Here is a 22645-nt window from a genome sequence, read left to right as displayed (position 1 = left end):
TGGCCGATAACCGCGCCAGAAGCGCGAGACAATCTTGCTGAAGCGGGGACGGGACTTTCATGGCACGCAAGCTGTTCGGGACGGACGGGATCAGAGGCCGCACCAATGCCGGCGTAATGACCGCGGCGACCGCAATGAAGGTCGGGCAGGCGGCGGGGCGCCACTTCGTGCGCGGCGGGCACCGGCACCGGGTGGTGATCGGCAAGGACACCCGGCTGTCGGGCTATATGATGGAAAGCGCGCTGGTGGCGGGCTTCACCTCTGTCGGGATCGACGTGATCATGACCGGGCCCCTCCCCACCCCGGCCATCGCGCTGCTGACGCGGGAAATGCGCGCGGATCTGGGCGTGATGATTTCCGCGAGCCACAACCTGTTCGCCGATAATGGCATCAAGCTGTTCGGCCCCGATGGCTTCAAGCTGTCGGACGAGGCCGAGACCGAGATCGAGCGGTTGATGGAAACCGACATCCCGCTCGCCCCTGCCGAACGTATCGGCCGTGCGCGCCGGATCGAGGATGCGCGCGGACGCTATATCCACGCGGTCAAACAATCGGTCGCGTCCGATATCCGCTTCGATGGCCTGAAAGTGGTGGTCGATTGCGCCAATGGCGCGGCCTATCAGGTGGCCCCGTCCGCGATCTGGGAGCTGGGGGCGGAGGTTATCGCCCTGGGCGTCACCCCCAACGGCATCAACATCAACGACGGCGTCGGCTCCACCGCCATTGCCGCGCTGCAAGCCAAGGTGGTCGAGGAAGGCGCAGATATCGGCATTGCGCTGGACGGCGATGCCGACCGGCTGATCGTGGTCGACGAGAAAGGCCGCGCGGTCGATGGAGACCAGATCATGGCGCTGATCGCCGGGCGAATGCAGGACAAGGGGCTGCTGCGCGGCGGCGGGATCGTGGCGACGGTGATGAGCAATCTCGGCCTCGAACGCTATCTGGCGGGCCGGGGCCTCACCCTCGAACGCGCCAAAGTGGGGGACCGCTATGTGCTCGAAGCGATGAAGGCGGGCGGCTTCAATGTCGGCGGCGAGCAATCGGGCCACATGATCCTGCTCGACCACGGCACCACCGGCGACGGCACGGTCGCCGCGCTGCGGGTGCTGGCGAGCCTGGTGCGCTCCGGCAAGCCCGCCAGTGAAGTGCTCCACGTGTTCGATCCAGTGCCGCAATTGCTCAAGAACGTGCGCTATGAGGGCGGCAAGCCGCTCGACAATCCGCAGGTGCAGGCCGTGATCGCCGAGGCGGAAGCCGCGCTGGCGGGCAAGGGCCGCCTGGTGATCCGCCCCTCGGGCACCGAGCCGGTGATCCGCGTGATGGCCGAAGGTGACGACCGCGCGCAGGTTGAACAGGTGGTGGACGCCATCTGCGAAGCCGTGCACGCGGCGGTTTAAGGAGACAGCGCGATGCTGGAAATGCGCCCCGATTGCGAAATGTGCGGCATCGGCCTCCCCGCCGAGGCGCCCGGTGCGTTCATCTGCTCGTTCGAGTGCACCTATTGCGCCGAATGCGCCGAGGACTTGGACGACCGCTGCCCCAATTGCGGCGGCGAGTTGGTCGACCGCCCGACACGCGCCAAGGCGCTCCACGCGAAATACCCGCCGAGCACGGAGCGCAAGTACAAGGGCTGAGGCAGGCGCAGCGGGGATCTGCTTGGCGCGGCTTTGGGGAAAGCTGCGGTTGGGTGAGCGAAGTTTTTTCGACACTTCTCCCGTTCGTCGCCCCGTGCTTGACACGGGGCTTGGCTAACCCTTGGCGCGCTGGAGGAAAGATCAGCCTAACCCCGTGTCAAGCACGGGGCGACGATTGAGGGGGTTTGGCAAGTTTCCACCCAACCTCCGCAAAACAATCCAATCCTGCGCGCAGACTTGCTATGGCAGGTGCATGACCACCGCCCCACCCCCCCGCATCCTCAGCATCGCCGGTTCCGACTCATCAGGCGGCGCTGGCATTCAGGCGGATATCAAGACCATCACCATGCTCGGCGGCTATGCCATGACGGCGATCACCGCGATCACGGCGCAGAACACGGTCGGCGTTCAGGGGATCGTCCCGCTCGCGCCGGAGATGGTGGCGCAGCAAATCGCCTCGTGCATCACCGACATCGGCGTGGATGCGATCAAGATCGGGATGCTGCATGATGCCGCCGTGATCGCCGCCGTGGCCGAGGCGTTGGCGGGGGTCGAAGCGCCCATCGTGCTTGATCCGGTTATGATCGCCACCAGCGGCGCGGCGCTGATTGCGCCGGATGCGGTCGCGGCGATGCGCGCGCTGCTGTTCCCGCGCGCGGCGCTGATCACCCCCAACCTCCCCGAACTCGCGCACCTCGTCGGCCGCCCGCTCACCACCCACGAAGCCATGGTCGATGCTGCCGAAGAACTCGCCGAGGCGTGCGGCACGGCGGTGCTGGCCAAGGGCGGGCATGGCGATACGGACCGCATCCGCGACGTACTGTATTTCCCCGCAGCCGGAGATGCGGGCGCGCGGATCGTCTCTTTCGATCATGCGCGGATCGACACAAGGCACACCCACGGCACCGGCTGCACCCTGTCTTCGGCGATCGCGACGCTGCTCGGCCACGGACAGCTGCTGGAACACGCGGTCAGGCTGGCACGGCAATTCGTGATCCGCGCAATCGAGGCCGCCCCCGGCTTTGGCGCGGGCCACGGCCCGCTCGGCCATCAGGCGGTGCGCAGCCTCGCCTAGCTGTTGATCTCGTAGAAATCGCAGATGCAGGCCCAGGCCTCCTCAGCGGTTTCCACCCAGGTGAACAGGTCGAGATCGGCCTTGGAGATCACGCCTTCCTCGGCCAGCGCTTCGAAATTCACCACCCGGTTCCAGAATTCCTTGCCGAACAGGATGATCGGCATCGGCTTCATCTTGCCGGTCTGGATCAGCGTAACGAGCTCGAAGAATTCATCAAACGTCCCGAATCCGCCCGGGAACACCGCCACCGCGCGGGCGCGCAGCAGGAAGTGCATCTTGCGCAGCGCGAAGTAATGGAACTGGAAGCTGAGATAGGGCGTCACATAGGGATTGGGCGCCTGCTCATGCGGCAGCACGATGTTGAGCCCGATCGATTCGCTGCCCGCGTCAGACGCGCCGCGGTTCCCCGCCTCCATGATCGAAGGCCCACCGCCGGTGGTAATGACGAATTGGCGCAACCCGTTCTCGATGATGCCTTTCTCGCTCACCAGGCGGGCCAGCTTATAGGCCTCATCGTAGTACTTGGCCTTCTCGGCGAGGCGAGCAGCGACCTTCTGGTCATACTCATCGCCATTCTTGGCCGCCGCAATCCGCGCCTCGGCCTGCGCAGGCGAAGGGATACGCGCCGAGCCATACATCACCAGCGTCGAGCCGACCCGCGCTTCATCGAGCAGCATTTCAGGCTTGAGCAATTCCAGCTGGAACCGCACCGGGCGAAGCTCGTCGCGCAGCAGGAAATCAGTGTCGCGGAAGGCGAGCTTATAGGCCGGATGCGCAGTCTGCGGCGTGCGCTCAGGGCCACCCTCGGCGAAGCGGGTCTCTTCGCCCGCACGGTAGAACTTGCGGTCGGTCAGGTCTTTTTCAGTCATTGCTCAACCCCTAGTAGGGGGTGGTCAGACCCGCAATAGGCTTGGTTTGCTCGATTGTTTCTGACGTGCGTCAGAGCGTTGCTTCGCCATGAAACATTCGGACGATAAATGGCTGGATGCCCCGCAAGGATTCGAACCTTGATTGACGGAGTCAGAGTCCGCTCTCTTACCATTAGAGGACGGGGCATTGGCCTTCCCCACCGGCAAAGTCCGGCGGCGTCGACGAAGGCGCTCCCTAGTTTCGCAGCGGCGCAAGGTCAAGCACGCGTTGCGCCTGCATTGCTTGCTCTTGCGCGGCGCTTGGGTTAGCTTGGCCCCAAGTGCCATGCGCCCCACACCGCGCGCATGGTGATATGAAAGTAATGTGATCATGGCGGAAACTCTCCCGCCGGACAGGAATAGAAGTGCTGGGAAAAACCGGGGCGGCAAGTCCGGCAAGGTAGTCGATTTCCGCTACAAGCGCCCCCCTCAGCCCGATGCCAGAGCCAATGGCCGTGCCAAAGGCAATGGCGCAGACCGGCCCAAGCCTGACTTGGCCGATATTGGTGCGATGAAGCCCGCCAGTCACGGTGAGGCCTATGCCGCATTGGACCTTGGCACCAACAATTGCCGCTTGCTGATCGCCCGCCCCTCGGGCCGCGATTTCACGGTGATCGACGCCTTCAGCCGGGTGGTGAAGCTGGGCGAAGGCCTCGCCACCAGCGGGCGCCTTTCCGATGCAGCGATGGACCGCACCTTGAGTGCGCTCAACATCTGCGCCGACAAGTTGCAACGCCGCAACGTCCGCCTCGCCCGGTCGGTCGCGACCGAGGCGTGCCGCCGCGCTGAAAACGGGCTCGAATTCATTGAACGGGTGCGGCGTGAGACCGGCATCGCGCTGGACATCATCAGCGCCGAGGAAGAAGCCCGGCTGGCGGTGCTGGGGTGCCACATCCTGCTGGAAGAGGGCACCGGCCCCGCCGTGATCTTCGACATTGGCGGCGGATCGACCGAGCTGGTGTTGGTCGAAGCGGTCGGCGAAGGTGCGAGCCGGGTGCCGCGCATCCTTGATTGGCAGAGCGTGCCGTGGGGCGTGGTCTCGCTCACCGACACAGTCGGCCGCGCCGAGGATAGCGAAGCCGCGCGCGTTGCCCGCTTTGCGCAGATGCGGCAGATGGTCGCCGACAGCTTCGCCCCCTTCGCCTCCCGCGTGGCGGGGGCCGCGCAGCATGAGGACATCCGCCTGCTGGGCACCAGCGGGACGGTGACGACGCTGGCCAGCCTCTATCTCGAACTGCCGAGCTATGACCGCAAGGCCGTGGACGGGTTGATCGTTCCATCTGGCGAGATGCGCGAGATCAGCGCACGGCTATCGGTGATGACGCCCTATGAACGCTCCACCTTGCCCTGCATCGGGCAGGATCGTGCCGATCTAGTGGTGGCAGGCTGCGCGATCCTTGAGGCGATTCTCGACCTGTGGCCCGCGCGGCGGCTGGGCGTGGCCGACCGGGGCATCCGCGAAGGAATCCTGCGCAGCATCATGGCGGCCGAGCGCCAATCGGAACGATCGCTCAAAGCGCTACAAAGGCTGCGCGGCGGCCAGAACAATGGACGGGACGCAAAATGAGCCGCGGTGACAAGACGCCGAGCAAGCGGGTCAAAACCGCGAAGGGCCGCACCGCCAGTCAGGTGCGCTGGCTCGAACGCCAGCTCAATGATCCTTACGTGAGGCAGGCGAAGGCCGACGGCTATCGCAGCCGCGCGGCCTACAAGCTGATCGAGCTCGACGAAAAGTTCGGCCTGCTCAAGGGCGCGAAGCGGGTGGTCGATCTCGGCATTGCGCCGGGCGGCTGGTCGCAGGTGGTGCGCGCAAAATCTCCCAAGGCCGAAGTGGTGGGGATCGATCTTCTGGAGGTCGAACCGCTGGAGGGCGTGACGATTTTCCAGATGGATTTCATGGCTGATGACGCCCCGGCCAAGTTGGCCGAAGCCTTGGGCGGGCCGCCCGATCTGGTGCTGTCGGACATGGCAGCCAACACCGTCGGCCACAAGCAGACCGATCACCTGCGCACGATGGGTCTGGTCGAGGCGGCGGCGTGGTTCGCGGCCGAGAATCTCGCGCCGGGCGGGGCCTTCGTCGCCAAGGTGCTGGCGGGCGGCACGGACAGCGATCTACTGGCCCTGCTGAAAAAGAACTTCACGCAGGTCAAGCATGCCAAACCCCCGGCGAGCCGCAAGGGCTCGTCGGAATGGTATGTCATTGCCCAAGGGTTCAAGGGCTGATGTGAGGGGAGAGGGGGCGGCCTGATGCCGCCCGCCCTTGATGCTTATTCCGTCGCAGCCGCCGGATCGGTGCCGGCTTCGGCCGTGGCGACGGCTTCAGCCTCGCCCTCTGCGGCAGCGGCTTCACCTTCGGCAGCGGCGGCAGGTGCAGCAGCAGCCGGGAACGGCAGGTTCGAACCCTGCGCATTGAGGTAGGCTGCAATCGCGGCGCGGTCTTCAACCTTGCCCAGACCGGCGAAGCTCATCTTGGTGCCCGCGACCATGCCCTTGGGGTTCTTGAGCCAGGCGTCCATCTTGTCCCAGTCCCATGTGCCGCCCACGGCCTTCAGCTCGGCGCTGTAGGCAAAGCCGGCATGGCTGGCCACGGCCTTGCCCATCGTGCCGTGCAGGTTCGGGCCGATGCCATTGGCGCCGCCCGCATTGATGGTGTGGCAGCTCTGGCACTTGGCGAAGGCCTTCTCACCCGCGGCGACCAGTTCGGCAGCGGGCATGGCGTTCAGCGCATCGGCAATCGAGGCTTCCGCCGGGCCAGCGCCTTCTTCGACCGCGCCTTCGATCACGTAGCCGAGCTTCTCGGGCCGATCCGGCTTGTCGCCATGGAAATAGCCTTTCGAAAGCTGCGCGAGCCCAAGGCCCACGACGCCCGCGAACAGCACCCAGCCTGCGGCAGTGTTGAACAGATCGCCGCCGCCGGTCTGGCTGGCCGCGTTATCCTGCGAAGAGTTATCCTGTGTCATCCCGGGCGGCTCATAGTGTCGCCAGCCGAGGCGCGCAAGACTGATCGTGGCACGAATTCTTGCACCTTTTGCAAGCAGGCTTGTGCCTGCGCGCCTGCGCCTCTAGGCGGCTTGCACCATGCGATCCTTTCCCGGCCCCGCCCTTGCCATCGTCGACCAGATGCGCGCAGCCGCTCTGGCAGAGCCTGCGCGCACGATTGCGTTTCAGGGCTCGCCGGGGGCCAATTCGCACCGCGCCGCCACCGAAGCGCGGCCCGATATGCAGCCGCTGCCCTGCTTCAGCTTCGAAGACGCGCTGGAAGCGGTGAAGGACGGACGGGCGGCGCAGGCAATCATCCCGATCGAGAATTCGCAGCACGGGCGGGTCGCCGATATCCACTTTCTGCTGCCCGAAAGCGGGCTGCACATTATCGGCGAATATTTCATGCCGATCCACCATGCGCTGATGGCGCTGGGGTCGGGGCCGTTCGAGGCGGCTTATTCGCACCCCCAAGCACTTGGCCAGTCGCGCCATTATCTGCGGGCGCGCGGGATTGTGCCGCTGAGCCACGCCGATACCGCAGGCGCGGCGGCCTATGTGGCCGAGCGTGGCGACCCCACTGTTGCCGCCATCGCCCCCGCGCTCGCCGCCGAGCTCTACGGGCTGCAGATCATCGAACACAATGTCGAGGACAGCGCGGACAACATGACCCGCTTCGTGATCCTCGCGCAGCAGCCGCTGGCGCAGAGCGCGCTGGCAGGCAAGCCGGTGATGACCACCTTCATCTTCGAGGTGAAGAACATCCCCGCCGCGCTCTACAAGGCGCTGGGCGGGTTTGCGACCAACGGGGTCAACATGACCAAGCTGGAAAGCTACCAGCAGGGCACCAGCTTTGCCGCCACCACCTTCTACGCCGACATCATCGGCGCGCCGGGCGATCCGGCGGTGGACCGCGCGCTGGAAGAATGCGCGTTTCATTCCAAGGTCTTGCGTATTCTGGGCAGCTACGAACAGGCCCGCGCCAGAGGATAAGGCGCGGCGAGTGCGGCCGCCGCGCTGTTTCCCGTTGCGCGGGCGCACATGGCGTGCCACCACCGTCGGTGGATGACCGCAGCGGCCGCTACAAACCCTTCCGAATCATTAGCCAATTCAGGCGGATCGCCTCCCGCCGGATGGGACACGCTGCACGCCGAGGGCAATGTCCAGTTCGCCCCGGTCGAAATCCCCCCCATCGCTCCGCCCGAGCCAAGCTGGCTGGAACGCCAATTGAACGCCCTTGGCGAAATGCTCGCCGATTGGCTGGCGCCGGCGGGGGCTGCGCTGGGCGATTCCTGGTGGTGGCTGCAATGGGTGGTGCTGGGGCTCGTCGGGCTGTTTGCGCTGGTGCTGCTGGTGCGCCTGATCGATCCGAGCTTTTTCCGCCGCGGCAAATCCGCGGCCTCGGACGCGGGGAACGATAACACCTGGCAACCGGATCAGGCGGCGAGCCTTGCACTGCTCGAAGATGCCGATCGGCTTGCTGCCGAAGGGCAGTTCGATGCGGCGACCCACCTGCTGCTTCAGCGCAGCGTGGGCCAGATCGCAGCGGCGCGGCCCGATTGGGTCGAACCGTCAAGCACCGCGCGCGAACTCGCCGCGCTCCCCGCCCTGCCCGACACCGCGCGCACGGCGTTCGGCGTGATTGCCGAGCGGGTCGAACGCTCGCTGTTTGCGCTGCGCAAACTCGACCGCAGCGATTGGGAGGCTGCGCGCGCCGCCTATGCCGACTTTGCGCTCGCCCGGATCGATCCGCGCGGGACGCCGTTGGGGCGGACGGTATGAGGTCGGGCGCGGCCTTTTCGCGCGGCGGGGTGCTGGCGCTGGTGGTGGGCGGCTTCGCGCTGTTCCTCGCCGCGCTGTACCTGATCGGCGCGGGCGAGGACTTCGGCGGAACGCGCGGACAGGGACAGGCCCATGCCGCCAGCAACGGATTGAACGGCTATGCCGGGCTGGTCCGGCTGGTCGAGGCGGCGAATTATGACGTCGCTCGGTCGCGCAGCCCGCAGGGGCTGGAGACCAGCGGCCTGCTGGTGCTCACCCCTCCGGCCTTTGGTGATGGCGAGGCAATCGCCGAAATCCTCGAAAACCGCACCTTCCTTGGCCCGACGCTGGTGATCCTGCCCAAATGGTTCGCCACGCCGCCCTCGGACCAGCTCCCCTCCGAAGCGCGCGACAAGTTCAAGCGCGGCTGGGTGATCCTCAACGGCGCGGAAGCGACCGAATGGCCCGAGGATTTGCCCAAACCCTATCGGTTCACGCACGAACTGGCCGAGGACGACGAAAGCGCCGCCGGGGACCGTTGGAGCGGACTGGACCTTGCCGGACGCCTGCCGACCTCCGCCACCATGTATGCCGTGCCCGAAGCCGCGCACGAGGTGCTGCTGGCCGACGCCGAAGGCCGCACGCTCGCCTTTTGGGTCAACCCGGGCGAGGGGATTGACGATGAGAACCCGGCCTATCCGGTGGTCTTCCTCGTCGAGCCTGACCTTGCGAACAATTACGGCCTTGCCGACGCCAACCGTGCGGCAGCCGCCGTGGCGCTGGTGGACTGGCTGGCGAATGATGCCGATATCTACGAAGTCACCTTCGACATGACGTTGAACGGCTTTGGCGCGTCGGAAAACCTGCTGACACTCGCCTTCCGCCCGCCGTTCCTTGCCGCGACGCTGAGCCTGCTGGTGGCGCTGCTGATCGTCGGCTGGCGCGCGTTCCAGCGCTTTGGCCCGCCGGCCGCGCCTGCCGGGCCCGACATCGCCTTTGGCAAGCGCCAGCTCATCGCCAATGGCGCGGGCCTGATCCTGCGCGCGCGGCGGTTCGGATTGCTGGGTGCGCCCTATGCCGCCCTGTCCGCCCGGCGGCTCGCCGAACGGCTCGGCCTCGTCCGGCCCGATCCGCAGTCGATTGACGAAGCGCTCGCCCGCCGTCTGCCGCAGGAAGAACCCTTCACCCGCCGCGCCGCCCGACTGGAGGCGGCGGCGAAACCCGCCGACATTCTGGCCGCCGCGCAAAGCCTCGACGACCTCAACGCCAAGCTATCGCAGGGACAATGATGACCATGACACTCGACGACGTCCGCAGCCTCGCAGGCGCCATCCGCGCCGAAATCGCCAAGGCGATCGTCGGGCAGGAAGACATGGTTGACATGCTGCTGACCGCATTGCTGGCAGAAGGCCACGTGCTGCTCGAAGGTCCGCCGGGAACCGCCAAGACCTTCCTAGCGCAAAGCTTTGCGACCGCATTGGGCCTCGATTTCGGGCGTATCCAGTTCACGCCCGATCTGCTGCCGGGCGATATTCTCGGGTCGAACCTGTTCAACTTCCAGACCAGCCAGTTCACGCTGACGCGCGGGCCGATTTTCTGCGACCTGCTTCTGGGGGACGAAATCAACCGCACCCCGCCCAAGACGCAGGCCGCGCTGCTCGAAGCGATGCAGGAACGCCGCGTGACGCTGGACGGGGAGACGCACCGCTTGCCCGACCGGTTCATGGTGGTCGCGACCCAGAACCCGATTGAGAACCAGGGCGTCTATCCCCTGCCCGAAGCCCAGCTTGACCGCTTCCTGTTCAAGCTGCTGGTGCCCTATCCGGCCGAGGATGAGGAAGCGCGGATCGTGGCGACCTATGGCCAGCGCTCTGGCCCGCAGCGTCCGGCCGATCTGGGCGTGACCGCCGTGACCAACGCCGCTGGTCTTGTCGCGGCGAGCAGTGCGCTGGAGCAAGTCACTGTCGCGGAGGATATCACCCGCTACGTCGTGCGCCTGATCCGCGCGACCCGCGACCATGCCGAGCTGACCGTGGGCGCTTCCCCCCGCGCCGCGGTGCTGCTGGCCGGTGCCGCCCGCGCCCGCGCCGCGCTGGAAGGCCGCGCCTATGTGATCCCGGATGACGTCAAGGCGCTTGCCGTGCCGGTGCTGCGCCACCGCCTGACCCTCAGCCCCGCCGCCGAGATCGAGGGCCGCGACATGGAAGCGCTGGTCGCTGAACTGGTCGAAAGCACCGAGGCCCCGCGCTAGGGTGATCCGCGTCCTGCGCCTTGTCCTCGGCATCCTGCTGCTGCCCTTGCGGCCGCTGCTGATCGTCGCCCCGACCGAGCGGGCGGCGTGGATCGCGGCGGCGCTGGCGCCGGTGGCGGTGGTGATCGCCGCGACCTCTCCGGGCGCGTGGGTGATCGCGCCGCTGTTGGGGCTGACGCTGGTGGCGCTGATCGCGCTCGATGCGGTGATGACCGGGCGGCTCGACAGCTGGGAAATTCGCACGCCTGAAGACATCGAGGTCGGGCAGCGGAGCGTGCTCGCCATCACCGCGCGGTTCACCGGACGCCAGCCGGCGCGGGCCGAAGCGGCGCTGGCCTGCGACCCGCGGCTAGCGCCTGAAGGCCGGGTCACGCTCACGCTCGCACCGCAACCGTTTGGCGAAGGCTGGCGCGGTGAGACCGTGCTCACGCCCACCCGGCGCGGCACGGCACAGGTCGAGCGGGCGTGGATGCGCTGGGAAGGGCCCTTGCGGCTGGGGGCGCGGCAGGTCGACTATCCGCTGGACCGCCCGGTGCGGATCTGGCCCGACCTGTCCCCAGTCCGCTCGCCCGATTTGCAGGCGTTCCTGCGCAACGCGCAGGTGGGCTTGATCGCCCGCCGCATTCGGGGCGAAGGCACACAGTTCGAGGCGCTGAGCGAATACGAGCCAGGCATGGATCGCCGCCGGATCGACTGGAAGGCCAGCGCCCGCCACACCCGTCTGTTCGCTCGCGAGAACGAGAGTGAGCGCAACAATCAGATCGTCTTCGCCTTCGATTGCGGGCAGGCGATGTGCGAGCCGGTGGACGGCCTGCCGCGCATCGACCGGGCGGTCAGCGCGGCGCTGACCTGCGCCTATGTCGCGCTGAAGGGCGGAGACAAGGTCGCCCTGTTCGGCTTTGCGCAAGCCCCGCAGATCATGACGCCCTTCATCGGCGATCCGCGCGCCTTCCACCGGTTGCAGAGCGCGGCGGCGGGCCTCGATTATCAGGCGGCCGAGCCCAATTTCACGCTCGCGCTCGCCACGCTTACCGGGCGGCTCCAGCGCCGTTCGCTGGTGGTGGTGTTCTCCGACTTCACTGATCCTACCGCGGCAGAGCTGATGGTCGAAAGCCTCGGGCGCTTGTCGGGCAAGCATCTGGTGCTATTCGTCACCATGACCGACAGCGAGGTCGAGGACCTCATCACCGCCCCGCCCGGCGATATCGCGACGCTGGCCCGGTCGGTCACCGCCGATAGCCTCGCCCAGCAGCGCAAGCTGGTGCTGACCCGGCTGCGGCGTCAGGGGATCGACGTGCTCGAAGCCCCGTGGGAGAGCATCGGGCCGCGACTGATCGACCGCTATCTCGCGATCCGCAACAGTGAGGCGATCGGGTGAAGGCGCCGGTCATCTCGTCATGGTTCGGGCGCGGTCAGGTCGCCGCGCCGCCCGATATCGAAAGCGCGGCGCTGCGGTCCGACCGCTTCCGGCTGGAGCGTGAGGGCGATTGGCGCAGGCTGGAGGACATCCTCGCCCGGATGGAGCGCGGCGGGTTGCGCCGCATCGCCGACGCCGATCTGATCGCGCTGCCCGCGCTGTATCGCACCGCCGCCTCCTCGCTCTCGGTGGCACGCGAGACGTCGCTCGACGCGGCAACCCTCGCCTATCTCGAAGCGCTGGTGCAGCGCGCATGGTTTCAGGTTTACGGCCCGCGTCAGGGGTTCATCCGCTGGTTTCGGGGCTTCATCTTCGGTGGCTGGAGCCGTGCGGTGCGCAGTCTGTGGCTCGACATCTGCATCGCGCTGTTCGTGATGGTGACAGGCGCGGTGGTCGGCTGGCTGCTCGTGGCGCAGGACGAGGCGTGGTATTACCGCCTGTTCCCGGCCGGCTTCGGCGAGGCCCGCGTGCCCGGTGCAAGCCGCGAACAATTGCTCGCCACTCTGGCGACCGAGAACAGCGCCGACGGCCTGTCGGCCTTCGCCGCGCAGCTGTTCGGCAACAATTCGGCGGTGTGCATCCTCGCCTTCGCGCTGGGCTTTGCCTTCGGCATCCCGTCGCTGCTGCTGCTGGTGCATAACATGGCCTTGCTGGGGGCCTTGCTATGGCTGTTCGACGGGCAGGGGTTGGTGGTGGAGCTGGCCGCCTGGCTCTCTGTGCATGGCACGACCGAGCTGTTCGGCATTCTGCTCTCGGGCGCGGCGGGGCTGCATATCGGGCGGGCGATGGCCTTTCCCGGCAAGCTCCCGGTGCTCGATGCGGCGGCAGCGGCCGGGCGGCGCTCGGCGGTGGTGATGGTCGGCGTGGTGATCATGATGATCGTCGCCGCGCTGCTTGAGGCCTTCCCGCGCCAGCTGGTTGATGGCACCTCCGGCCGGTTCGTGATCGGCGGGACGATGCTGGCCTTCTGGCTCTCCTATTTCATCCTCTACCGCCCGCGCATTACCGACGCCGCCGCCGGGGCGGACGCCGCATGAGCAAAGTCGCCGCCATCAAGCCGGACAAGCGCGCCCGGACGCTGATCACGCCCGAAGGGCTGGCGCTGCCGCTCACTCTCGCCGCGCGCGGGGCCCGGGCGGGGGCGCTGATCATCGACATGGTGATCATCGTCATCGGGCTGATCGCCTTTCAGTGGGTGATGCAAGCGCTGTTCGAAGGCGTGATGGAAGGGATCGGCTTCGAATCCCAACAGCGCGTGCCCGGATCGGCGGAGTTTCTGGTGATCATCTCCGTGCTGATCGGCTTTGCCGCTTGGTACGGCTATTTTCTGGTGCAGGAGCTCGGTCCGCGCGGCGCGACGCTGGGCAAGCGGCTGGTCGGTATCCGCATTGCCGCGCGCGGCGGGGCGCGCCTCACGCCCGAGGCCGTGATCGCGCGCAACCTGCTGCGCGATATCGAGGTCTTCTACCCGCTGATCGCGCTGCTGATCCTCGTCGGGCTGAGCAGTCAGGGTGAGGATGTCGGCGCGCTCGGCATTGTGCTGACCGGCTGGTTGCTGCTGTTCCTGCTGTTCCCGTTCTTCAACCGCGATTGCCTGCGGGCGGGCGACATCATCGCCGGCACCTGGGTGGTTGAACGTCCGCGCACCCGGCTGGCCGCCGTGCTCAGCACGCAGGGTGCCGCCACAAGCAAGGGCGCGAGCGAGGTCACCGGCGTGCGCTACGATTTCGGCGAGGCGGAGCTTTCGGTCTATGGCGAGCGCGAGCTTCAGACGCTCGAACGGCTGCTGCGCGATTCCCAGCCCGATGCGCTCAAAGCCGTGCACGCCACGATCTGCCGCAAGATCGGCTGGGACCCGGGCGCGGGCGACGAAAGAGCTTTCCTCGAGGCGTTCTATGGGCAATTGCGCAGCCGGTTGGAGGCCGACATGCGGTTCGGCAAGCGGAAGGCGGACAAGTTCTCATGACAATGGACCGGCGACTCTTCATCGGCGGCACGCTGGCCTTGGGGGCATCAGCCTGCATCCCGCCCGATCAAAGCCCGATGGGGCGGCTGGCGGCAGAGCTGCGGCTGATCGAGGCGGTCGGTAACGGCACGCTGGGGGTCGAGCTGTTCGACACCGTCAGCGGGATGTCGGTGGGCCTCAACCGCGACCGCCGCTTCGGCCATGCCTCCTCCTTCAAGCTCTCGCTCGCTGCCCTGCTGCTGCAACGCCATGCGGCGGGCGCGATTGATGCCGACAAGCGGGTGACGTGGACCGAGGCCGACATGCTCGAATACGCGCCCTTCACCCGCGAGCGGATCGCGACGGGGGCAACCTTGCGCGAGCTGGCGCGGGCGACGCAGGTGACCTCGGACAATCCGGCGGCCAACATCCTGCTCCGCAATCTGGGTGGCCCGGCGGGGCTGACCGCGTTCTGGCGCAGCATCGGCGACGAGGTCAGCCGCCTTGACCGCTACGAGCCGGAGATGAACATCGTCCCCCCCGCCGAATTCCGCGACACCGCAACGCCTGCCGCGATGGCGCGCAATGTCGCCAAGATCATCTATGGCGACGTCCTGCCGGACGCCGAGCGGGCGGAGTTGAAGGGCTGGATGATCGCGACCGAAACCGGCCTGCGCCGCGTCCGCGCGGGGCTGCCCGAAGGCTGGGTTGCAGGCGACAAGACCGGCACCAGCGGCATGGTCGGGACGGAAGGCAACTATATCGACATCGGGTTCGCCGAAGGGCCGAAGGGCCAGCCGCCGATCACCTTCGCGTGCTATTTCCGCGCGCGTCAGGGCGATGACGACATGGCCGCGCGGGCGGAACTGACCCTGTCGCGCGTGGGGCGGATCATCAAGGAATTCGCCGAGCCGGAGCGCGGGTTGCCGCTGGTGGGGAAGATTTATTGAGTGAGTTTAGCCCTTTCCCTTGGGGAAGGGTTGGGATGGGGGTTCCGCGCCAACGGGTGTCGCACACCCATCCCCAACCCCTTCCCTCAAGGGAAGGGGCTTCAGTGATCCGGCGTCGCTGACGCCTTTTCCTCACCGCCGAAGATCGCCACCTCTTTCATCCCTGCGCTGGTCGCGCGGCCGCGATACATGCCGGTGGTATTGAAGCTGAAGATCGCGTGGCCCTCGGGCGTGACGAGGATCACCCCGCCATCGCCGCCAAGCTGCTTGACGTCGGCCATGACAGCGTCGGCGATATACTGGGCTTCTTCTGTGCGTATGCTTTCGGCGGCAGCACCTTCGTCCGCCATCGCGACTTTCACCTCGTTGGTCGCTCGCAACCGCGCACAAATCTCGTGCGCCACGCCGACGCGCAAGAAGTATTCCCCCCAGCCTGTCGCCGAGACCGCACAGGCGCGATTATCCGCATAGGTCCCCGCGCCGATCACCGGCGCATCGCCGACGCGGCCCCAGCGCTTGCCGGTCATCCCGCCGGTCGAGGTGCCCGCCGCCAGATTGCCGTTCTGGTCGAGCGCCACCGCGCCCACCGTGCCGAACTTGTGATCGACATCCAGCGCCGAAAGCTTCTCCGCCTTCAGCCGCTCCAGCGCCTCGCGCCGCGCCGGGGTGGCGAAATATTCGGGCGGGGTGACGGCAAAGCCCTTCTCGACTGCAAATGCTTCCGCGCCCGCGCCCATCAGCATCACGTGCTCGCTCTGCGTGCGCACGGTGTCTGCGAGGAGGATCGGGTTCTTCACCGTCTTCACCCCGGCAATTGCCCCGGCTGAGCGATCGCGGCCGTCCATGATCGAGGCGTCGAGCTCGTTGGTCCCCTCCCAGGTGAACACCGCGCCCTTGCCCGCATTGAACAGCGGTGAATCCTCCATCGGGATGATCGCCGCCTTCACCGCGTCCATCGCGCTGCCGCCCTCGGCCAGCACCTTCGCTCCGGCATCGAGCGCGACCTGAAGCGCAGCTTCGTACTCGGCGCGCTTTTCCGGCGTCATCGCCTTGGGATCGAGCGTCCCGGCCCCACCGTGAATCGCAATCGACCACTTGGGGGCTGGGGGCGCGGCCTCCTCAGCCAAGGCTGCGGTGGGGATCAGGGCGAGAGCGAGAGCAGCGATCAGTTTGTTCATGGCGGCAAGGTGTAACGCGCCGCTCACCGTTTCGCCAGCTTAACAGCGCGCCCCGCGCACGCTAGGGCGGTGCCATGATCCTGCGTCCCGCCACCCTCGCCGATGCCCCTGCGCTTGCCGCACTGGGCGCGGAAACCTTCATCGCCGCGTTCGGGCATCTCTACACACCCGAAGATCTCGCCGCCTTTCTGGCGCAGGTTCACGCACCCGGCCCGGTCGCCGAGGAAATCGCGGGCGACAGCTGCACCCACTGCCTCGCGGAAGAGGACGGCGCGCTGGTTGCCTATTGCAAGCTGCGCTACCCCAGCCACTACACCAGCTACAGCGATGCGCGCGATCCGATCGAGCTGGGCCAGCTCTACGCCCTGCCCACCCACACCGGCACGGGCATCGGCGCCAAGCTGATGGACTGGGCGCTGGGCGTGGCGCGCGAGCGGTCGCATGATGCGGTCCTTCTGTCGGTTTATTCTGAGAACTTCGGCGCGCAGCGGTTCTACCAGCGCTATGGCTTCGGCAAGATCGCCGACATCACCTTTCAGGTGGGCGAGCAACTCGACGCGGAATTTTTGTACGAATTGAAGCTATAACCACAGGAGCGGGATCATGAGCGCATTTGGCTGGAGCAGCACCACCGACGAGGTGCTGGAGGGCATCGACCTCTCGGGGCAAACCGCGTTCATCACCGGGGCCAATTCCGGGCTGGGGCAGGAAACCGCCCGTGCGATGGCGGCCAAGGGCGCCCATGTGGTGCTGGCGGGACGCGATCAGGCCAAGCTGGACGAAGCGGTCGCCGCGATCCTTGCGACCGTGCCGGACGCGCGGCTCGATACCATCACGGTCGACCTCGCCTCGCTCGAAAGCATCCGCGCCGCGACATCGCGCGCGCGCCAGCGGTTCGCCCGGATCGACCTGCTGATCAACAATGCCGGGGTGATGGCCACCCCGTTCGAACACACCGCCGACGGGTTCGAGCGGCAGTTCGGCACAAACCATCTGGGCCACTTCGCGCTGACGGCGGAACTCATGCCGCTGATTGAGGCGGGCACGGCCAAGCGCATCGTCAACCTGTCGAGCCGCGGGCACCACATGGGGCCGGTCCATTTCGACGACCCCAATTTCGTGCACCGCCCCTATGATCCGTGGTCGAGCTACGGCCAGTCCAAGACCGCGAACGTGCTGTTCTCGGTCGGGATCGAGGCGCGTTATGCGGTGATGGGTATCCACGCCTATGCGGCGCATCCCGGCGGGATCGAGACCAACCTCGGCCGCTACATGACGCAGGACATGCGCGAGGCTTTGATGGCGCGGATTTCCTCGCGCGATACCAGCTTTGCATGGAAGACCATCCCGCAGGGTGCCGCGACCAGCTGCTGGGCGGCCACCGCCCCTGAACTCGAAGGCAAGGGCGGGGTCTATTGCGAGGACTGCCATGTCGCCGAAGTGGATGACGAATCGGCCAGCGGCGGGGTGCGCTCCTACGCGCTCAACCCCAGCTTCGCCGACCAGTTGTGGAAGCTGAGCGAGGAACTGACCGGGGCTAGGTTCCCGAGTTAATCGGCGAGGAACGCCCGCAGCAATCCGATCACGTCCTTCGCCTCGCGGGTGGGCAGGACCGCCATGAAGACGTGCGGTGCGGCCTCGTATTCGTAGAGCTTGGCGTACACCCCGGCGGCGCGCAGCCGCCCTGTGAAGCTGCGCGAATCGACGATGAAGATGTCGTGCCGCCCGGTCCAGATGCGGGTCGGGGGTAGCTGGGCTAGCAGTTCCGGCGCGGCGTAGAGCGGGCTAACGTCGGGATCATCCATCGCCCGCCCCGCTGCGACCAGACCGCCGCACGCGCGCAGGGTGCCGATCTTGAGCATCAGGTCATGCGGTTCCACCGCGGCGATTGCGGGGTCCGCCAGCCCGAGATCGAGCCACGGGGCAAACAGCGCAAGCTTGCCCGGCAGCGGCCCACCGCTCCGCACCAGCCTGAGCGCCAAAACCAGCGCCATATGCCCGCCCGCGCTATCCCCGTTGAGGATGATCCGCGCCGGATCGTGACGCGCCGCGAGATCGGCATAGACCGCGTCCGCCAGTGCGTCCTGCGCGGTGTAGGGCGCTTCGGGCACCATCGGATACAGCGGCACGGTCACGCTGATCCCGCAGGCCTTCACCATTGCGGCGACCAGCGGCCAGTGCACCTTGAACATCGGCTGCACGAACCCGCCGCCGTGGAAATAGAGCATGTGCCACGCGCCGGGGCCGCCCTTGGGATGCAGCGTCACCACCCGGCTGCCCAGCACCTCGCGTTCCTCGACGACAAAGCGCTTGCGGAACCCTTCGGGCATCGGCGCATCGACGGGCAGCCGCCGCCCGGCCATCACTGCGTGAAAGCCAGCCTCGTCATGCGGGAACACCGGCTTGCCGCGCGCGATCACGAATTTGATCACCCGCATCAGCAGGCTCGGGCTGGCGCTGCGCAGCGCGATGGAACTGTCGGTCAGCATGATCTCTCCCCTTGTGGCGGCAGAGTGCCGCGCCGGGGAGGCAAGTCAAGCGCTGGCGGTGCGCAGCCCGCCTTGCGCGGAGGTCTGATGCTTCAGGCGGCGCGCTTCGACATCGAAGATCCCGACGCTCAGCGCGAACATGATCAGGATCATGGTGAACTCGCCCTCGTCCTCGATGAAGGCGAGGAGATTGAGCACGCCGGGCGTGTGCTCGCCCCAGGATGTCACCATATCAACCGCCACGCCGAACACCGCCGCACCGGCAATGCACAGCGCGAGCAGCACGCCGTGGATTGCCGCGCGCCGGTCCGCCTGACGCAGCGCCACCACCATCCCGGTCAACCACACCAGCCCGATAACGCCGAACACCAGCGTTTCCGCCAGGTGATTGGGATGCACCGGCACCCATGCGAAAATCGGCATATCGGCAGCAAAGGAGAAGCCAAGTTGCTCATGCACCTCGCCCCAGTTGTCGAGCGTCATCCACACGAACAGCACCGCGCTGGTGAGATAGACCATCGCGCGGGTGCGCAACCACAGCACGAACAGCAACACGGCTGAGGCCGTGGTCAGCGAATATTCGAGGAACTCCGCAAAGGAGCCATCCTGCGACATGAAGAACTGCGTCGGCAGCGCCGCGCCGGTGGCGTCGCCGTAATGCGCGGCGACATCCAGACCCACCAGCACGCAGGCATAGGGAACCACGCACATCAGCGCGATGTGCAGCGCGCGCGACCGCGCCAGCTCGACACTTGTCCGCCAAAGATCGCCGATCATGATCATCGCCATGTTCCGTCCTGATGCGCAGAGAACCTGCAACAGAGTGTATTGTGTGACCCCGTAGTGTCACAAATAGCTTGCGGTTTGCTTCCCACGAACCGGCAAATCCGCCCCTGCGCCAATATGCGACAGTTGTAAGATTTGAAGGCGCGCCCGCCATGCGCCGAACCGCCGTGCGGGTCATTGCAGGCCCACGCCGGAGCGACTATAGGCTGCCCCATGTCTTCCATCCGTCCGTGGCGCACGATCGAACGGCGCAAATGTCGCCAGATCATGGTGGGGAATGTCCCCGTAGGCGGTGATGCTCCCATCACCGTGCAAACCATGACCAACACCCCCACCGAGGACGTGAAGGCGACGCTCGACCAGATCCGGCGCTGCGAGGAAGTGGGGGCGGACATCATTCGCGTGTCCTGCCCGACCGAGGAATCGACCCGCGATTTCAAGAAGATCACGCGCGGCGCGCGTATTCCCATCGTCGCGGATATCCACTTCCATTACAAGCGCGCGCTGGAAGCGGCGGACGCTGGCGCGGCCTGCCTGCGCATCAATCCGGGCAATATCGGCTCGGCCCAGCGCGTGGCCGAAGTGGTGCGCGCCGCCAAGGCCAATGGCTGCGCGATCCGCATCGGGGTGAACGCGGGGTCGCTGGAAAAAGACTTGCTCGAAAAATATGGCGAGCCCTGCCCCGAAGCGCTGATCGAAAGCGCGCTGGATCACATCAAGCTGTTGCAGGATCACGATTTCCACGAATTCAAGGTGGCGGTGAAGGCCTCGGACGTGTTTCTTGCGGTCGCGGCCTATCATGGCCTTGCCGAGACGGTCGATTGCCCGCTGCACCTCGGCATCACCGAAGCGGGCGGGTTGATCGGCGGCACGGTGAAATCCAGCATCGGCATGGGCTCGCTGCTGTGGGCGGGTATTGGCGACACGATCCGCGTCAGCCTGTCGGCGGAACCGGAAGAAGAAATCAAGGTCGGCTACCACATGCTCAAGGCCCTGGGCCTGCGCACGCGCGGCGTGCGGGTGGTGTCCTGCCCGTCCTGCTCGCGGCAGGGTTTCGATGTGATCCGCACGGTCGAAACCCTCGAAAAGCGGCTCGAACACATCAAGACCCCGATGAGCCTCTCGGTGCTCGGCTGCGTGGTCAACGGCCCCGGCGAAGCGCGCGAGACCGATATCGGCCTCACCGGCGGCGGCAATGGCAAGCACATGGTCTACCTGTCCGGCATGAAAGCCCATGCGATCGATGACGAGGCGATGCTCGATCACATCGTCCGGCTGGTCGAGGAAAAGGCCGCGGCCATCGAAGCGGGCGAAGCAACCGCCTTTGATCCCCACGCAGCACCTGCCGAAGCCGCCGAGTGATCCGCGCCGCGATTGCTGCAAGTCTGGCGCTGGCGCTGGCCGCCTGCGCGACGACAGGCGATGCCGCTCCGGCCCATCCCGAAGCGCGCGCCTATTCCGCCACCGCCGTTGCCACCGCTGACGTCGACGCCGCACTCGCCCGCGCTTCCGCCAATGGCAAGCGGGTGCTGCTGGTGCTGGGCGCGAACTGGTGCCACGATAGCCGCGCACTGGCCGGCTGGCTGGAAACCCCGCGCTTTGCCGCTTTGACCGCGCAGAGCTACGAAGTGGTGTTCATCGATGTCGGCGTCCCGCAGACCGGAGAGGGCAGGAACCTCGACATTGCCAAGCGCTTTGGCCTTGAGGACGTCCCCGGGACGCCTGCCTTGCTGGTGTTGACCGCCGATGGCCGCGCGGTGAACCTCGACACCGCCGCAAGCTGGCGCAACGCCGCCAGCCGCAGCGAGGATGCGATTTTCGCGGAGCTCGCCGCACTGGCCCCTCCCCAAACTGCTGCCGCATCAGGAGATGCCGCAGCGATCACGCTCCATATCGCGGGCGACGATGCTGGGTGCCGCTTTGCAGTTTCGCCCGATGGCCCTTGGCACAGCCGGATTGTCGAACTTCCGGACATCGACAAAGGTCTGCGCTTTGAGGTTCGCGGTAGCTCGCAAACACCATGGCGCTGTGTTGCAGCCGCGATGTATGAACTCCAGAAGACGGGTGCATCGGTCGGCTTCGTCTCCGACCCCGCGAACTGATCGAAGCCGCTGGAACCATGATTGCCGCCCTCCTCCTTGCCCTAGTTCTGGCGAGCCCCTGATTGCTGATGGTAGCAAATAGTGCTACCATTTACCCATGAGCAAGGTTGAGAAAATCTCAGTCTCCCTGACGGGCGAACTGCTGGCCGAAGTGCAGGACGCGGTCGCCTCGGGCGATTACGCCTCAACCAGCGAGGTCGTGCGCGAAGCACTGCGCGACTGGCGCGAACAGCGGAGCCGCAAGGAATTGGCGACAGCCCGCCTGCGCCGCCTGCTCGCTGACGCGGAAGCGAGCGGATATAGCGATGGCCCGCTCGATTTTGCGGCGATCAAGGCCGAAGGGCGCAGACGCCTGTCCCCGTCGGCTGAATGAGCGTCGACACACGCTATTCCAACGCGGCGCGGGCCGACCTTGTTGACATCTGGCTGCATATCGCCGCCGACAGCATCGCGGCCGCCGACCGGCAGATCGACCGGATCGAGAATGCGATCGCGCGGCTCACTGATTTCCCTGAAATCGGCCACGCCCGCGAAGATGCGGGGCCCGGTGTGCGGCTGCTGTTGCAGGACAGCTACCTCGTCCTCTACCGTTATCGCGAGGCGGAGGCTCTTGTGGTGATCGAGCGGATCGTCCACGGACGCCGGGATTTGACCGTCCTGCCTGTCTGAAACCCATCTCGCCGAGCATTCCCGCCTCATGATCGAAGCCCTGCTCCTTGCTCTCGCGCTGGCGATGGACGCCTTTGCGGTCGCCCTTACGCAAGGTGCGAGGTTCCGGCCCTCGCCGCGCGGCGGGCTGGCCATTGCGTTCACCTTCGGGGTGTTTCAGGCGCTGATGCCGCTTGCCGGATGGTTCATCGGCGCAGTGGCGCTGATCTATGTCGAAGCGGTCGATCACTGGATCGCGTTCGGTCTGCTGACCTTTCTCGGGGTACGGATGCTGGGCGGGCATGTCGGCGACGAGGAGGCCGCGCGCGCGCTCACCGGGCGCACCTTGCTGATCGCGGGTGTGGCCACCAGTATTGATGCGCTGGCGGCGGGGATCACCCTGCCCGCACTCGGCGTATCGCCGTGGCTGGCCGTGGCGCTGATCGGGATCGTCACCTTCGTCATGAGCGGCGCAGGCGTGCTGCTGGGCCGCCGCGCGGGCGACCACCTTGGCGAATGGGC

25 protein-coding genes and 1 tRNA gene are annotated in these 22645 nt (G+C 66.6%); 20 read left to right on the top strand and 6 right to left on the bottom strand.

Annotated elements, in window-relative coordinates:
* Positions 1-59: 59 nt before the first annotated feature.
* The 3 genes from glmM to thiD all read left to right on the top strand — a co-directional run bounded on the left by glmM (position 60) and on the right by thiD (position 2709).
* Positions 60-1397: a phosphoglucosamine mutase gene (glmM, locus tag GVM20_RS12225; RefSeq protein ID WP_166547476.1), complete on the top strand. Its 1338-nt coding sequence runs from the start codon at positions 60-62 to the stop codon at positions 1395-1397.
* Positions 1398-1409: 12 nt separating this feature from the next.
* Positions 1410-1634 (top strand): DUF1272 domain-containing protein, encoded by a 225-nt coding sequence (locus GVM20_RS12220; protein ID WP_166547475.1) that lies wholly within the window; start codon positions 1410-1412, stop codon positions 1632-1634.
* Positions 1635-1887: 253 nt separating this feature from the next.
* Complete coding sequence (gene thiD, locus GVM20_RS12215; RefSeq protein WP_166547474.1) at positions 1888-2709, top strand: bifunctional hydroxymethylpyrimidine kinase/phosphomethylpyrimidine kinase; 822 nt, start codon at positions 1888-1890, stop codon at positions 2707-2709.
* On the opposite strand, the gene GVM20_RS12210 is transcribed toward thiD, so the two are convergent.
* Positions 2706-3578 (bottom strand): LOG family protein, encoded by an 873-nt coding sequence (locus GVM20_RS12210; protein ID WP_166547473.1) that lies wholly within the window; start codon positions 3576-3578, stop codon positions 2706-2708. The two genes, thiD and GVM20_RS12210, sit on opposite strands and share 4 nt — an antisense overlap.
* Before the next feature lie 113 nt (positions 3579-3691).
* Positions 3692-3765 (bottom strand) — tRNA-Gln (locus tag GVM20_RS12205).
* A 183-nt stretch (positions 3766-3948) separates the two neighbouring features.
* On the opposite strand from GVM20_RS12205, the gene GVM20_RS12200 reads away from it, so the two are divergent.
* The gene (locus GVM20_RS12200; RefSeq protein ID WP_166547472.1) at positions 3949-5184 is read left to right on the top strand and encodes a Ppx/GppA phosphatase family protein; all 1236 of its coding nucleotides are present in this window, start codon (positions 3949-3951) and stop codon (positions 5182-5184) included.
* The gene (locus GVM20_RS12195) at positions 5181-5840 is read left to right on the top strand and encodes an RlmE family RNA methyltransferase (protein ID WP_166547471.1); all 660 of its coding nucleotides are present in this window, start codon (positions 5181-5183) and stop codon (positions 5838-5840) included. Before GVM20_RS12200 ends, GVM20_RS12195 begins: the two co-directional genes overlap by 4 nt.
* A 44-nt stretch (positions 5841-5884) precedes the next feature.
* Here GVM20_RS12195 and GVM20_RS12190 read toward each other — a convergent pair whose 3' ends face one another.
* A complete protein-coding gene (locus GVM20_RS12190) occupies positions 5885-6577 on the bottom strand; it encodes a c-type cytochrome (protein WP_166547470.1) in 693 nt (230 codons plus the stop codon).
* 118 nt (positions 6578-6695) lie between these two features.
* Here GVM20_RS12190 and GVM20_RS12185 point away from each other — a divergent pair, with 118 nt between their 5' ends.
* The 8 genes from GVM20_RS12185 (at position 6696) to bla (ending at position 14920) form a co-directional block, all read left to right on the top strand.
* Entirely contained in the window at positions 6696-7589 is an 894-nt protein-coding gene (locus GVM20_RS12185; protein WP_166547469.1) for a prephenate dehydratase, read from the top strand.
* 72 nt (positions 7590-7661) lie between these two features.
* On the top strand, positions 7662-8378 hold the full coding sequence (locus GVM20_RS12180) for a hypothetical protein (RefSeq protein ID WP_166547468.1): 717 nt from the start codon (positions 7662-7664) through the stop codon (positions 8376-8378).
* Entirely contained in the window at positions 8375-9646 is a 1272-nt protein-coding gene (locus GVM20_RS12175; protein WP_166547467.1) for a DUF4350 domain-containing protein, read from the top strand. The genes GVM20_RS12180 and GVM20_RS12175 overlap by 4 nt, the downstream gene beginning before the upstream one ends.
* Positions 9646-10608 (top strand): AAA family ATPase, encoded by a 963-nt coding sequence (locus GVM20_RS12170; protein WP_199799586.1) that lies wholly within the window; start codon positions 9646-9648, stop codon positions 10606-10608. The genes GVM20_RS12175 and GVM20_RS12170 overlap by 1 nt, the downstream gene beginning before the upstream one ends.
* 4 nt (positions 10609-10612) lie before the next feature.
* Complete coding sequence (locus tag GVM20_RS12165; protein WP_353653156.1) at positions 10613-11986, top strand: DUF58 domain-containing protein; 1374 nt, start codon at positions 10613-10615, stop codon at positions 11984-11986.
* Positions 11983-13062 (top strand): stage II sporulation protein M, encoded by a 1080-nt coding sequence (locus GVM20_RS12160; protein ID WP_166547465.1) that lies wholly within the window; start codon positions 11983-11985, stop codon positions 13060-13062. The genes GVM20_RS12165 and GVM20_RS12160 overlap by 4 nt, the downstream gene beginning before the upstream one ends.
* Positions 13059-13991, top strand: a complete 933-nt coding sequence (locus GVM20_RS12155; RefSeq protein ID WP_166547464.1) for an RDD family protein — start codon at positions 13059-13061, stop codon at positions 13989-13991. Before GVM20_RS12160 ends, GVM20_RS12155 begins: the two co-directional genes overlap by 4 nt.
* The gene (gene bla / locus GVM20_RS12150) at positions 13988-14920 is read left to right on the top strand and encodes a class A beta-lactamase (RefSeq protein ID WP_166547463.1); all 933 of its coding nucleotides are present in this window, start codon (positions 13988-13990) and stop codon (positions 14918-14920) included. The genes GVM20_RS12155 and bla overlap by 4 nt, the downstream gene beginning before the upstream one ends.
* A gap of 101 nt (positions 14921-15021) precedes the next feature.
* On the opposite strand, the gene GVM20_RS12145 is transcribed toward bla, so the two are convergent.
* Positions 15022-16098, bottom strand: a complete 1077-nt coding sequence (locus GVM20_RS12145; protein ID WP_166547462.1) for an isoaspartyl peptidase/L-asparaginase family protein — start codon at positions 16096-16098, stop codon at positions 15022-15024.
* 74 nt (positions 16099-16172) lie between these two features.
* On the opposite strand from GVM20_RS12145, the gene GVM20_RS12140 reads away from it, so the two are divergent.
* Positions 16173-16685, top strand: coding sequence for a GNAT family N-acetyltransferase (locus GVM20_RS12140; protein WP_166547461.1), 513 nt, complete (start codon positions 16173-16175; stop codon positions 16683-16685).
* Between the two features lie 16 nt (positions 16686-16701).
* Complete coding sequence (locus tag GVM20_RS12135; protein WP_199799585.1) at positions 16702-17652, top strand: SDR family NAD(P)-dependent oxidoreductase; 951 nt, start codon at positions 16702-16704, stop codon at positions 17650-17652.
* Here GVM20_RS12135 and GVM20_RS12130 read toward each other — a convergent pair.
* Together GVM20_RS12130 and GVM20_RS12125 are read right to left on the bottom strand one after the other, a co-directional pair.
* Positions 17649-18587 carry an alpha/beta hydrolase fold domain-containing protein gene (locus GVM20_RS12130; protein ID WP_166547460.1) on the bottom strand — a complete coding sequence of 313 codons (939 nt, stop codon included), beginning with the start codon at positions 18585-18587 and terminating at the stop codon, positions 17649-17651. The two genes, GVM20_RS12135 and GVM20_RS12130, sit on opposite strands and share 4 nt — an antisense overlap.
* Before the next feature lie 45 nt (positions 18588-18632).
* Positions 18633-19376 carry a DUF8692 domain-containing protein gene (locus GVM20_RS12125; protein WP_166547459.1) on the bottom strand — a complete coding sequence of 248 codons (744 nt, stop codon included), beginning with the start codon at positions 19374-19376 and terminating at the stop codon, positions 18633-18635.
* A 210-nt stretch (positions 19377-19586) separates the two neighbouring features.
* Between GVM20_RS12125 and ispG the strand changes: the two genes are divergently transcribed.
* The 5 genes from ispG to GVM20_RS12100 form a co-directional block, all read left to right on the top strand.
* On the top strand, positions 19587-20735 hold the full coding sequence (gene ispG / locus GVM20_RS12120; protein WP_166547458.1) for a flavodoxin-dependent (E)-4-hydroxy-3-methylbut-2-enyl-diphosphate synthase: 1149 nt from the start codon (positions 19587-19589) through the stop codon (positions 20733-20735).
* Positions 20732-21475, top strand: coding sequence for a thioredoxin family protein (locus tag GVM20_RS12115; protein ID WP_166547457.1), 744 nt, complete (start codon positions 20732-20734; stop codon positions 21473-21475). The genes ispG and GVM20_RS12115 overlap by 4 nt, the downstream gene beginning before the upstream one ends.
* A gap of 97 nt (positions 21476-21572) precedes the next feature.
* A complete protein-coding gene (locus tag GVM20_RS12110; protein ID WP_166547456.1) occupies positions 21573-21848 on the top strand; it encodes a ribbon-helix-helix domain-containing protein in 276 nt (91 codons plus the stop codon).
* Complete coding sequence (locus GVM20_RS12105; RefSeq protein ID WP_166547455.1) at positions 21845-22144, top strand: type II toxin-antitoxin system RelE/ParE family toxin; 300 nt, start codon at positions 21845-21847, stop codon at positions 22142-22144. The genes GVM20_RS12110 and GVM20_RS12105 overlap by 4 nt, the downstream gene beginning before the upstream one ends.
* A gap of 28 nt (positions 22145-22172) precedes the next feature.
* The coding region (locus GVM20_RS12100; RefSeq protein WP_166547454.1) for a manganese efflux pump MntP at positions 22173-22645 on the top strand (473 nt) is incomplete at its 3' end.

Origin of the sequence: Porphyrobacter sp. SLTP, assembly GCF_009905735.1 — a bacterium.
Taxonomy (GTDB): Bacteria; Pseudomonadota; Alphaproteobacteria; order Sphingomonadales; family Sphingomonadaceae; genus Erythrobacter.
The sequence above is the reverse complement of the archived record's forward strand: the minus strand, read 5'-3'. Positions and strand labels throughout refer to the sequence as shown.